Source organism: Streptomyces sp. MGP-BFMKR1 (assembly GCF_057766585.1).
This window is the reverse complement of sequence record NZ_CM173408.1, coordinates 5,516,695-5,528,953: the sequence shown is the minus strand read 5'-3', so window position 1 is coordinate 5,528,953 and position 12,259 is coordinate 5,516,695. Positions and strand designations below refer to the sequence as shown.

The 12,259-nt window shown below is 74.5% G+C and carries 10 protein-coding genes; 5 read left to right on the top strand and 5 right to left on the bottom strand.

All coding sequences use genetic code 11. The features are described from left to right. Positions 1-58 precede the first annotated feature (58 nt). On the top strand, positions 59-1,405 hold the full coding sequence (gene eno / locus AC3CHW_RS21845) for a phosphopyruvate hydratase (protein WP_488467589.1): 1,347 nt from the start codon (positions 59-61) through the stop codon (positions 1,403-1,405). A 439-nt stretch (positions 1,406-1,844) separates the two neighbouring features. On the opposite strand, the gene AC3CHW_RS21840 is transcribed toward eno, so the two are convergent. After that, positions 1,845-3,233, bottom strand: coding sequence for a cystathionine beta-synthase (locus AC3CHW_RS21840; RefSeq protein ID WP_459249370.1), 1,389 nt, complete (start codon positions 3,231-3,233; stop codon positions 1,845-1,847). A 444-nt stretch (positions 3,234-3,677) separates the two neighbouring features. On the opposite strand from AC3CHW_RS21840, the gene AC3CHW_RS21835 reads away from it, so the two are divergent. From AC3CHW_RS21835 to AC3CHW_RS21825, 3 genes are all read left to right on the top strand, one after another. Then, positions 3,678-4,886, top strand: a complete 1,209-nt coding sequence (locus AC3CHW_RS21835) for an SGNH/GDSL hydrolase family protein (protein ID WP_488467588.1) — start codon at positions 3,678-3,680, stop codon at positions 4,884-4,886. Between the two features lie 321 nt (positions 4,887-5,207). Further along, the gene (locus AC3CHW_RS21830) at positions 5,208-6,428 is read left to right on the top strand and encodes an acetyl-CoA C-acetyltransferase (protein ID WP_488467587.1); all 1,221 of its coding nucleotides are present in this window, start codon (positions 5,208-5,210) and stop codon (positions 6,426-6,428) included. A gap of 359 nt (positions 6,429-6,787) precedes the next feature. After that, the gene (locus AC3CHW_RS21825; protein ID WP_488467586.1) at positions 6,788-7,675 is read left to right on the top strand and encodes a hypothetical protein; all 888 of its coding nucleotides are present in this window, start codon (positions 6,788-6,790) and stop codon (positions 7,673-7,675) included. A gap of 106 nt (positions 7,676-7,781) precedes the next feature. Here the strand turns inward: AC3CHW_RS21825 and AC3CHW_RS21820 are convergent, their stop codons facing one another. Further along, complete coding sequence (locus tag AC3CHW_RS21820) at positions 7,782-8,138, bottom strand: hypothetical protein (RefSeq protein WP_398611439.1); 357 nt, start codon at positions 8,136-8,138, stop codon at positions 7,782-7,784. A gap of 120 nt (positions 8,139-8,258) precedes the next feature. Here AC3CHW_RS21820 and AC3CHW_RS21815 point away from each other — a divergent pair, with 120 nt between their 5' ends. After that, entirely contained in the window at positions 8,259-8,489 is a 231-nt protein-coding gene (locus tag AC3CHW_RS21815) for a DUF4287 domain-containing protein (protein ID WP_176162010.1), read from the top strand. Between the two features lie 171 nt (positions 8,490-8,660). Here the strand turns inward: AC3CHW_RS21815 and AC3CHW_RS21810 are convergent, their stop codons facing one another. From AC3CHW_RS21810 to AC3CHW_RS21800, 3 genes are all read right to left on the bottom strand, one after another. Continuing rightward, positions 8,661-9,545 carry a Bax inhibitor-1/YccA family protein gene (locus AC3CHW_RS21810; protein WP_176162011.1) on the bottom strand — a complete coding sequence of 295 codons (885 nt, stop codon included), beginning with the start codon at positions 9,543-9,545 and terminating at the stop codon, positions 8,661-8,663. Positions 9,546-9,696: 151 nt separating this feature from the next. Further along, positions 9,697-11,205, bottom strand: a complete 1,509-nt coding sequence (locus AC3CHW_RS21805; protein ID WP_488467585.1) for a carboxylesterase/lipase family protein — start codon at positions 11,203-11,205, stop codon at positions 9,697-9,699. A 121-nt stretch (positions 11,206-11,326) separates the two neighbouring features. Then, positions 11,327-12,229, bottom strand: a complete 903-nt coding sequence (locus AC3CHW_RS21800) for an MBL fold metallo-hydrolase (RefSeq protein WP_488471130.1) — start codon at positions 12,227-12,229, stop codon at positions 11,327-11,329. Positions 12,230-12,259 lie beyond the last annotated feature (30 nt).

Here is a 12,259-nt window from a genome sequence, read left to right as displayed (position 1 = left end):
GGCCAGCGCCAGCGTCGTCGCACCACGGCCCCGGCACCCGACAACGGGAAGGGCTCCCATGTCCGCACAGGCAGCTCCCACCTCCGCACCGGTGGCCCACGCCGCCGACGCCCCCATCGAGACCGTCACCGCCCGCCAGATCATCGACAGCCGGGGCAACCCCACGGTCGAGGTCGACGTCGTCCTGGCCGACGGGTCGCTGGGGCGCGCGGCCGTCCCCTCCGGCGCCTCCACCGGCGCCCGGGAGGCCGTGGAACTGCGCGACGCGGACCCGTCGCGCTGGCACGGCAAGGGCGTCGAGCGCGCGGTGGCCCACGTGAACGGGGAGATCGCGGCGGCCGTGCGCGGCCGGAACGCGACGGACCAGGCCGGGCTCGACGCCCTGCTGATCACCCTCGACGGCACCGCCACCAAGTCCCGGCTCGGCGCCAACGCGATCCTCGGCGTCTCCCTCGCCACCGCCAAGGCCGCCGCCGCCTCCCGCCGCCAGCCCCTCTACCGCCACCTCGGCGGCGCCGACGCCCACCTGCTGCCGCTGCCGATGATGAACATCGTCAACGGCGGCGCCCACGCCGACAACCCGCTGGACTTCCAGGAGTTCATGATCGCGCCGGTGGGCGCGGAGACCTTCGTCGAGGCCGTCCGGATGGGCAGCGAGGTCTTCCACACCCTGCGCCGCGACCTGCTGGCCGCCGGGCACTCCACGGCCGTCGGCGACGAGGGCGGCTTCGCCCCCGCGCTGCGCACCGCCGAGGAGGCGCTCGACTTCGTCATGACCGCCGTCGAACGCGCCGGCTACCGCCCGGGCGCGGACATCGGCCTGGTCATGGACCCGGCGTCGTCGGAGTTCTTCCGCGACGGGGTGTACGACTACGCCGGCGAGGGGCTGCGCCGCACCCCCGCCGAGAACGCCGACTACCTGGCCGGGCTCGTCGACGCGTACCCGATCGTCTCCATCGAGGACCCGATGGCGGAGAACGACCTGGACGGCTGGCGCGAGCTGACCGCCCGCGTCGGCGACCGCTGCCAGCTCACCGGCGACGACGTGTTCTGCACCAACGAGACGCTGCTGCGCGAGGGCATCCGCACCGGTGTCGGCAACTCGGTCCTGGTCAAGGTCAACCAGATCGGCACCCTGACCGAGGCGCTGGCCACCGTGGAGGTGGCCCACCGGGCCGGCTGGACGGCCGTCATGTCGCACCGCTCGGGCGAGACGGAGGACACCACCATCGCGGACCTCGCGGTGGCCACCGGCTGCGGTCAGATCAAGACCGGCTCGCTCTCCCGCTCCGACCGCACGGCGAAGTACAACCAACTCATCCGCATCGAGGAGGAGTTGGGCGACGCGGCACGCTACGCCGGCCGCTCCGCCCTGTCGCGCGGCGTGAACGGGCGGGCTGCGTGAGCGGGCAGGCGGCGTGAGCGGACGGGCGGCGGCGCGGCGGTAGCCGCCGGACCCGGGGCTGGCCCGAGCCTGGAAGTGCCGATACGCGCGCATGGCCCGCGACCGGGAGGGTCGCGGGCCACCGCGGGCGTACGCGGGGACCGCCGCACCCCGACGCACTCGCCGGGGGCGGGACGACGACGGTCCCCGCGGGGGACGCGGGACGGGCCTTGGGCCGGTCTCGCCGCGTCCGGGCGACCATGGAGGTCCGGGAGCCGCTCCGGAGGTCCGTGTCGCCGCACATCGGGTGTCGGTGTCGTCCTGCCGACGTCCACCAATGTGCCGGACGCGTGTTAAATGCGTGCTGCTGGCGCGTGACGCATACGTACCGCTTACGCGAAGGGGCGCCCACGCGGCTTTCCGTAACGCCCTCCTGACGCGGGCGGCGCCTGTGCCTCGGCTACTTGGCCGCCCCCTTGGCCAGGTAGGCCAGCAGGTCCTGCCGGCTGACGACCCCGGTCGGCTTGCCCTCGACCAGCACGACGGCGGCGTCCGCCGCCCCGAGCACGGCCATCAGGTCCGAGACCGGCTCGCCGGAGCCCACGTGCGGCAGCGGCGGGCTCATGTGCTTCTCCAACGGATCGGTGAGCGCCGCCCGCTGCGCGAACAGCGCGTCCAGCAGCTCGCGCTCGACGACCGAGCCGATGACCTCGGCGGCCATCACGTCCGGGTGGCCCGCGCCGGGCTTGACGATGGGCATCTGCGAGACGCCGTACTCGCGCAGCACCTCGATCGCCTCGCCGACGGTCTCCTCCGGGTGCATGTGCACCAGCGACGGCAGCCCGCCTTCCTTGCCGCGCAGCACGTCACCGACGCGCACGGCGGGCCCGGCCTCCTCCAGGAAGCCGTAGTCCGCCATCCATTCATCATTGAAGATCTTCGAGAGGTACCCCCGCCCGCTGTCCGGCAGCAGCACGACCACCACGTCGTCGGGGCCGAGGCGCTCGGCGACGCGCAGGGCGGCCACGACCGCCATCCCGCAGGAGCCGCCGACGAGCAGGCCCTCCTCCTTGGCGAGGCGGCGGGTCATCTGGAAGGCGTCCTTGTCGGAGACCGGCACGATCTCGTCCGCGACGGTCCGGTCGTACGCGCTCGGCCAGAAGTCCTCGCCGACGCCCTCGATCAGATAGGGGCGGCCCGAGCCGCCGGAGTACACCGAGCCCTCCGGGTCGGCGCCGATCACCTTGACCCGGCCGTCGCTGACGTCCTTGAGGTACCGGCCGGTGCCGCTGATCGTGCCGCCGGTGCCGACGCCCGCGACGAAGTGCGTGATCCGCTCATCGGTCTGCTGCCACAGCTCGGGCCCGGTGGACTCGTAGTGCGAGCGCGGGTTGTCCGGGTTGCTGTACTGGTCGGGCTTCCAGGCGCCGGGGATCTCGCGGACCAGGCGGTCGGAGACGTTGTAGTACGAGTCCGGGTGCTCGGGGTCGACGGCGGTCGGGCAGACCACGACCTCGGCCCCGTACGCCCGCAGCACGTTGATCTTGTCCGTGGAGACCTTGTCCGGGCAGACGAAGACGCACTTGTACCCCTTGCGCTGGGCGACCATCGCCAGGCCCACGCCGGTGTTCCCCGAGGTCGGCTCGACGATCGTGCCACCGGGCTGGAGCGCCCCCGACTCCTCGGCGGCCTCGATCATCCGCACGGCGATCCGGTCCTTGACCGACCCGCCCGGGTTGAAGTACTCCACCTTCGCCAGGACGGTGGCCTGAATACCCTCGGCCACGCTGTTGAGCTTCACCAGCGGGGTGTTGCCCACCAGGTCGATCATCGATTCGTGAAACTGCACGCCCTACTCCAGGTTCAGCGGGGTCTCCGCGGGTCAAGGGGCTGCCGCCGGCGCGGGCCCACCCCATAAGCCTATTGCGCCACGGCCCGGCGACCACTGCCCTGTGGATAACTCAGCGCAACCGCATCTCGGCGATCGGGCGACGATGACATCCCCCACCTGGCCCACGCCCCACCCGGACCGACGGCTTCCGGCCGGAACGGCGGGGGCGGATTCCCGCCAGTTGAGCCCCCGGCCTGTCGCCGTACCGTCCCCGTGCCGTCCCCGTACCGCGCCCGTACCGCGCCCCGCCCGCGCCGCGACGTGCGGCGGGACCGCCCGATGGGCGCGTTGCGATCCGGCGCTGACCGGGCAACACAGCAGTAGGCCCGACCGGCGGTGCGCATCCGCCGGACCGGCCCGGGAGACCTACGCACGCGAGAGAGCACGGAGGTGAGCGGGCCCATGTCGATGTCGAGAGCGCGGGTAGCGCGGCGGATCGCGACCGCGGCGGCGTACGGGGGCGGCGGGATCGGGCTGCTGGGCGGGGCGGCCGTCGGGCTGCTGCTCACCGAGGTGCGGCTGGCCAGACGCGTGGTGGGCGGCTCCGATGACGAGCCGCCGCGGGCCGACGGGCGGTACGGCACGGTCTTCGACCGCGAGAGTGCCGCCCCGCCGCTGCGTCTGGCCTTCCTCGGCGACTCGACCGCCGCCGGCCAGGGCGTACGCCACGCGCACCAGACGCCGGGCGCGCTGCTGGCCTCGGGGCTGGCCGCCGTGGCCGAGCGCCCGGTGGAGTTGCGCGTGGCGGCGCGGCCCGGCGCGCAGTCCGACGACCTGGCCCGACAGGTGGCGCTGCTGCTCGGCCCGCCGGCCGATGACGACGGGCCCGGTGCCCTGGCGGTGGGGGCGGCGGTCGAGGCGGCCGAGGCGGGCCCGGCCCTGACGGGCCCCGGGGCGGTGGGTGCGGCGGCGGGCGGTACGGCGGCGGGTGCGGGTGCGGGTGGCACGTCGGTGGGTGCGGGGGTGGACGGTGCCGTGGTCGGGCCGCTCGGCGGCGAGGGTGGCGGGCCGGTGCCCGTCCGGTGCCCCGACATCGCCGTGATCATGATCGGTGCCAACGACGTCACGCACCGGATGCCGCCCGCGAAGTCGGTGCGGCTGCTCGCCGACGCGGTGCGCGCGCTGCGCGCCGCCGGGTGCGAGGTGGTCGTGGGCACCTGCCCCGACCTGGGCACCATCGAGCCCGTCTACCAGCCGCTGCGTTGGGTGGCCAGGCGGCTGAGCCGGCAGTTGGCCGCCGCGCAGACCATCGCCGTCGTCGAGCACGGCGGGCGCACGGTCTCCCTGGGCGACCTGCTCGGCCCCGAGTTCGCCGCCCACCCGACGGAGTTGTTCGGGCCCGACAACTACCACCCGTCGGCCGAGGGGTACATGACGGCCGCGATGGCCATCCTGCCGACCCTGTGCGCGGCGCTCGGGCTGTGGCCGGAGGAGGAGCGGCCGGACCCGGCTCGGCGCGAGGGGTTCTGGCCGGTGGCGCAGGCAGCGGCCAAGGCGGCGGCCGAGGGCGGCACGGAGGTCGCGGCGGCCCGCGGCCCCTGGGCCCAGCTCTTCCGCCGCCGGCGCCGCCACCTGCCGGCCGACCCGGCGTCCGCGACCCTCAGCGGCTGACCGTCCGCCGGCCCGTGGGCGCCCCGTACGTCCTGCCGTGCGGGTCCCCCGCCCGGTGTCCCGTACGGCAGCCACGTACGGGACGTACAGGACGGGCGGGGTGGGCGGGGCGCACGCGGTCTCGGGTGCTGCCCGGGCGGCCGGACTGCGCGCGGCGAGGACGGGTACGGGACGAGGTGGGGGGTGGCTCGAAACCGCCCGTACCGCTGGGTGAGCAAGCGCTTAGAAAAGAGGCCCGCATCACAGCGCGCGGCCCGTGACCTCGCGGCTACGGGCGGGTAGCTTCCGACGCAGTGCCCGCCTTCGCCCTCTGGAGCCGTGATGACCGAAGCAGTGATCGTCTCAGCCGCTCGTTCCCCCATCGGTCGCGCCTTCAAGGGGTCGCTCAAGGAGGTGCGGCCCGACGACCTGACCGCCCAGATCGTCGGGGCCGCGCTCGCCAAGGTGCCCGAGCTCGACCCGCGTGACATCGACGACCTGATGCTCGGCTGCGGCCTGCCCGGCGGGGAGCAGGGCCACAACCTGGGGCGGATCGTCTCCGTCCAGTTGGGCATGGACCACCTGCCGGGCTGCACCATCACCCGTTACTGCGCGTCCTCGTTGCAGACCTCGCGGATGGCCCTGCACGCCATCAAGGCCGGCGAGGGCGACGTGTTCGTCTCGGCCGGTGTCGAGACCGTCTCGCGCAGCGTCAACGGCTCGTCCGACGGCATGCCCGGCACCCACAACCCGCTGTTCGCCGAGGCCGAGGCGCGCACCGCGCACCGGGCCGAGCACGGCGGCGAGGACTGGCACGACCCGCGCGAGGAGGGCCTGGTGCCCGACGCGTACATCGCGATGGGTCAGACCGCCGAGAACCTGGCCCGCGCCAAGGGCGTAACGCGCGAGGACATGGACGCCTTCGGCGTGCGCTCGCAGAACCTGGCCGAGCAGGCCATCGCGGCGGGCTTCTGGGAGCGCGAGATCACCCCGGTCACCACGCCCGACGGCACGGTCGTCAGCGAGGACGACGGCCCGCGCGCGGGCGTGACGCTGGAGGGCGTGCAGGGCCTCAAGCCCGTCTTCCGCCCCGACGGGCTGGTCACCGCCGGCAACTGCTGTCCGCTCAACGACGGCGCCGCGGCGCTGGTGATCATGTCCGACACCAAGGCGCGCGAGCTGGGCCTGACCCCGCTCGCCCGCATCGTCTCCACCGGCGTCTCCGCTCTGTCCCCCGAGATCATGGGGTACGGCCCGGTCGAGGCGTCCCGGCAGGCCCTGGCGCGCGCGGGCCTGACGATCGGCGACATCGACCTGGTCGAGATCAACGAGGCGTTCGCGGCCCAGGTCATCCCGTCCTACCGGGACCTCGGCATCGACCTGGACCGGCTCAACGTGAACGGTGGCGCCATCGCCGTCGGCCACCCCTTCGGCATGACCGGGGCCCGGATCACCGGCACCCTGATCAACTCGCTCCAGTGGCACGACAAGCAGTTCGGCCTGGAGACCATGTGCGTCGGCGGCGGCCAGGGCATGGCCATGGTCATCGAGCGGCTGAGCTGAGCCCGGATCGCGAGGGGCCCGACCACCACGGGCCCCGGCCCGGCGCCCTCCCGGCCACGCGCGGCTCGCACGCCCCGTCGCGCGCCCCCCGTGTGACATGCGCGACTCCCGCGCCCCGCGCCATCCGGCGCGGGGCGGTGCCGGGGCGGCGTCCACCCACCGGGCCGTGACCGAATCTCCCCCAGGATGTGACCTATCACGCCGAGCGGTACCGATCGCGCAGGTCAGGGGTGTCCGGTACAGACTGTCTGGGTCTTTATACCCACCCAATCCATGACGTTGTGCACTGACACGGGGCGACGCCACCCGCCAAGCTGAGGTAGGAATTCGGGGGACCCACAGCAATCGGGAGTATGTCAGTGAGCGCTACGTCCCTAGCCGTACTGCTGGCCGCGGGCATCGCCACGGCCGTCGGCGTCGCGGCCCTGCACACCACTCGCGGGCTGCGCCGCCAGATCGCCGCCCTGCGCGCCGACGTCGCGACCGCCACGGCCGTCGGTGCCCACGTGCCCGCCGCCCGGCAGAGCCCGGCCGAGGAGATACGCGCGGCCGTCGCCGACGCGCTCGCCGAGGAACGCGAGCGCGAACTGGCCGAGGCCCGCGCGTTCTGGGCCGCCCAGGAGGCCCGCGACGCGGCCTCGGGGAACGAGGGCTCCGCGCTGCTCGGCGGGTTGGCCGGGTTCGGCGACGAGCCGTCCATGGACCCGACGCCGTACGTGCCCCGACAGCCCGACCTCGCCGGTCCCCCGTCGGCTCTTGAGGCCGAGTTGCTCGACGCCGCGTTGGAGGCGGCGTTCGATCCCGCGCTGGACGCGGTGCTCGACCCCGCGCTCGACCTGGCCGGCGAGCCGGAGGGCCCGGAGGCGGCCGAGTTGGCCGCCGCCCGCCGCCGCCACCCCTCGCACCCGTCGCACGGCGCGGGCGACGGCGCGCAGCAGTCGGCCGTCGTCGGCCACGAGCGCACGGTCGCGCTCCTCGGCGAACTGGCGGACTCCCGCACCCCGCTGGTCGACGTGCGCCCCGGCCCGCTGGGCACCCTCGACGTCTACGTCTTCGCCGACGGCACCACGGTCTGCATGACCCCCGGTCACCGCGAGACGGCCGACCAACTCGCGCGGGCCCTGCGGGAGGGCGACGCCCCCGTGCTGCTCGGCGGCTCCGGCGTCGCCGGCGCGTACACGCTGACCTTCGGCTACGGCGACACCAGCGTCTACGTGCTGGCCGACCGCGTCATCGCCTCGCTCTGACCCGCGCGCCCGGGCACCGCGTTGCGGGCGCCCCGGCGCCCGCCCCGTGCGCACCGCGGGCCCGTCCGGCCGCCAACCGCCGCGCCCCGCCCGCCGCGACGCGCCGCTAGAGCCCGCAGCGCTCCCGGACCGCCCGCACCAGGGCCGTCGCCTCCCGCGCCGCCTGCCGGGCCGGGGCGGGGAACGTCCGCTGCCGCCCGACGTCGGCCGGCTCCCAGCCGAGGGCGTGAGCGAGATCGTGTCCGACCACGGCCACCTGGTCGGCCACCACGAACATACCCGCGTCCGGCACCGTACGAGGCGCGCTTCCGGGCGCCTCAAGGCGCTGTGCGCGCAGCGCCAACTCGCGGGCCAGCGCCAGCCCTTCGGCGGCCGGGCCCTGGCCGAGTCGGGACTGGGGCAGGGCCCGCAGTCGGTCGGCGAGGCGGTCCACGTCGGCCAGGAAGGCGGTCACATCATCCACGCCGCGACTCTATGCGCCACCCGCGGACTGTTGCCAACGCCCAAACGCTCAGGCACGGTGAGGTGAAGGACTGCTGGGCCACCCTGTGGCGCAGCGATCAGGACAACGCCGGAGGCGCCGATGTCCCAAGTCTTCTCCGAAGAGACCCACCGGAACCTACTCTCCCGAATCCCCCACTGCACCGGCCGCGCCGTGGCCGACTGGCTGCGCACGGTAGACGATGGCCCCGCCCTCTTCCGATTCGAGGAGAAGGTCAACTGGCTGCGCGGCGAGCATCAGCTCGCCTACGGACACGCCAAGGCGATCATCCATGAGCACGACCTGCGGCGTGCGGCACGCAAGCTGCGGTAGACAGCGCCGGCCGCGCGCCGAGCAACGACAGAGCCCCGGAGGCGTGCCTCCGGGGCTCTGTCGTGTGTCACGGGTGGTGCGGGTCCAAGGGGGGCCGCGGGCCGCTGACTCGGGCGGCCGTACCGTCCCTCCTGGTGCGGGGCGCGGCCGGAGCCGGCCGCGCCCGGGCGACTAGTCGCGGAAGATGGCGATCAGCCGCAGCAGCTCCAGGTAGATCCACACCAGCGTCAGCGTGAGGCCGAACGCGGCCAGCCACGACTCCTCACGCGGCGCGCCGTACGCCACGCCGTCCTCGACCTGCTTGAAGTCCATGGCGAGGAAGGCCGCGCCGAGGACCACGCCCACGATGCCGAAGACGATGCCGAGGCCGCCGCTGCGGAAGCCGAGGCCGTCGCCGCCGCCGAAGGCCGCGAACAGCAGGTTGACCGCCATCAGCAGCACGAAGCCGATCGCCGCCGCCATCACGAAGCGCTGGAAGCGGGCGTTGACGCGGATCAGACGGGTGCGGTACGCGATCAGCACACCGGCGAAGACCGCCATGGTGCCGAGCACCGCCTGCATCGGGATGCCGGACCAGCGAGCGTTGAACATCTCACTGATCACGCCGAGGAAGACGCCCTCGAACGCCGCGTACCCAATGATCAGGGCCGGGACGGGCTTGCTCTTGAACGCCTGGACCAGGCCGAGCACCATCGCGATGAGCGCGGAGCCGATCGCGATGCCGTAGCTCTTGCTGGACACCGGCAGTGCGGCCCACGCGACGATGGCACCGACGATGACGGTGCCGAGCGTCATGGCGGTCCGCATGACGACGTCGTCCATCGTCATGCGATCGGCCCGCGGCGGCGCCGCCTGTCCGCCGTAGAGCTGCTGCATCTGCTCGGGGGTCAGGTCCTGCGCGCCCGGGGCATACGGATTGGTGGGCTGAGCACCAGTGGCGTACGGGTTGCCCTGAGTCGCTGTGGGGCCCCCGGCCTGCGGCGGCGTGTTGAAGCCCGCGTAGGCGTTGTCGCGGCTGAAGCCCCGTCGCGAGAAGACCGGGTTGCTGCTCCTCATCTCACTCCTCCATGGCCGCCCTGCGCGACCTTGAGTCAAGGGTAATGGGTAAGCAAAACAATCACCCTAGTGCCAGGGGAGGATCTTTTCGCCCCTCTTCAGCCGCTACCCGCCCTCCACCCGGCCATGCGGCGAACACTCGGCGACGCCCTCACCACGGAGCGTCCGCGCCCCCGCCGACGGCCTCGACGTGCTGGTGCCGCCCGTCGTACGGGGCCCAGCCGGGGTCGCCGTCGCGGGCGAAGGAGACCCAGGCGCGGTGCGTCCGGGCGGCCAGGTCGTGCGCCGGCTCGCCGGGGCCGAGCAGGGCGCTGGGGCCGCGCAGCGCCGGCAGGGCGGTGCGCGCGAAGACGAACGGCAGCTCCACGGTGTGCGCCGCGCCCAGCGCGCCCCCCAGCGCCGGGGAGCGCCAGCCGAACTCGTACGCGTACGTCGCGGCGCGCCCGTGCGCCGCGTGCGCCTGGGCCAGCCGCCTGCTGCCACGGCCGAAGAGTGCCTCGCCGAGGACGGCCGCCCGCAGCTCGCCGTCGCTGGCGCCCGGCCTGCGGGCGCGGGCCGCCGCGATGTCGCGAGCCGCGTCGGCGTCCCGACCGGCGGGGTGGGCCAGGGCGGCGGTGGCGGTCAGCTCCGCGGGCGTGGTGCTGGTCAGGCGGCCCTGCGGGACGAGGTAGAGGTTGCCCTCGTCGGCGGTGGTGCCGACCATCAGGGTGACGTCGGCGCCGGCCGCCGTGGCCGCGAGGGTCTCGGCCGGTTGGCGGTCGAGGGTCAGGCTGAGGGGGCTGAGGCCGAGGAGTGGGTCGCCCGCGGTCGCGGTGCGCAGGTCGAGGCCGGCGAGCGCGTCAAGGGCCGCGACCAGGCGTTCGTCGGGCAGCTCGGCGAAGGCCGCGGCGGTGGGCGCGACGCCGAGCGCGTCGGCCGCCGCCCGGGTGACGCGGGCCGCCTGCTCGGGGGTGTGCGCGCCGAGCCCGTTGCCGCTCTGCACGATCGCCCGCCGGAACAGGCCGGCCGCCTCCTCGTCGGCCAGCAGGGCGGCCACCAGGCTCGCGCCGGCGGACTGGCCGAACAGGGTGATGTTGTCCGGGTCGCCTCCGAGGGCCGCCGCGTGCCGTCGCACCCAGCGCAGCGCCGCCGCCACGTCGAGCAGCCCGCGGTTGGGCGGGGCCCCGGGCAGGTCGAGGAAGCCGGCGACGCCCAGCCGGTAGTTGACGGTGACGAGCACGACGCCGCCACGGGCGAAGCCCGCCCCGTCGTACAGCGGCGCGCGGCCCGAGCCGGCCACGAAGCCGCCGCCGTGCACGAAGACCAGCACCGGCAGCGCGCGGCCGGGGCCGGGGCTGGGTGTCGGGGGCGCGGGGGCCCAGACGTTGAGGGTGAGGTAGTCGGGCCCCGGCACCCAGCCGGGGCCGAAGTAGGGCGTCATGTCGAGGTCGCCGAAGGCGTCCCGGCGCGGCTGCGGTGCCGTCGGGCCGTGCGCGCCGGCATCCCGTACGCCCGGCCACGGCGTGACCGGCGCGGGCGGTGCGAAGCGGGCGGCGCCTCGTGGCGGGGCGGCGTAGGGGACGCCGAGGAAGCGCTGGACGCCGTCGGCGGCGCGCCCGCGCAGCGTGCCGGAGGCGGTCTCGACGGTCGGGGGCGGGGTGGGTGGGGCGTGGTGGGTCATGGCTGCTGGCTCCATCTGGCGTGCCGGGCCGGGCCGGGTGCGCGGGGTCGGCCTGCTCGGCCGGTCGGCGGCCCGGGGGGTGCGTGCTCGGGGCGTGCGTGCTCGGGGGTGCTCGGCGGGGTCAGAGGCGGGAGAAGGGGGCCCACTTCCTGATCGCGAAGCCGGCGCCGCGCCGGCTGACCTCCGCGCCGCCGTGCCCGCCGAGGTGGGCCGGCAGGACCAGGGCGCGGTGGTCGGCGGCCCAGCCCAGGAGTCGGTGCCGGGATGCGCGGGCCAGCGCCGGGTCCTCGCAGAAGCAACTGTTGACGTCGGGCTCGACGAACTGGAGCGGCGTGTGCAGCAGGTCGCCGACGAACACCGCGCGATCCCCGCCCGAGTCGAGCTTCAGCACCGCGGAGCCGGGGGTGTGGCCGGGGGCGAGTTCGAGGCGCAGGTTCGCGTCGATGGTGTGGCCGTCGTCCCACAGCAGGGTCTGCCCCGCCTCGTGCACGGGCGCCACGCTGTCCTCGAACACGTTCTGGTTGCCCCGCCCGAGCCGGGGGGTGTGGCCGCGCGCGGGGTCCCAAAACTCGAAGTCCCGGCGCGGCATCAGATACGTCGCGCGCGGGAAGGTGGGCGTCCACACGCCGCCGTCCAGGAAGGTGTTCCAGCCGACGTGGTCGACGTGCAGGTGGGTGTTGATCACCAGGTCCACGTCGTCGGGGCGTACGCCGGCACGCGCCAGGTTGTCCAGGTACCCGGTGCGCAAATGGCTCCAGACCGGCGCGTAGGGCCGCTCCTTGTGGTTGCCGACACCCGTGTCCACCAGGATGGTCCTGCCCTCGCTGCGCACCACCCAGGTCTGCACCGCGGACTGGCAGATGCCCGTGTCGGCGGCCAGGAAGTCGGGGACCAGCCAGGGTCGGTGGGCCTCCCAGGCGGTCTCGGGGCTGTCCGGGAAGAACTCCCGCGGGCTCATGCGGACGGATCCGTAGTACTCGGTGACCCGGGTGATCGTGACGTCACCGAGGACGATCTCGTGCACGGCCGCCTCGGGCACGACTGTCGCTCCTTC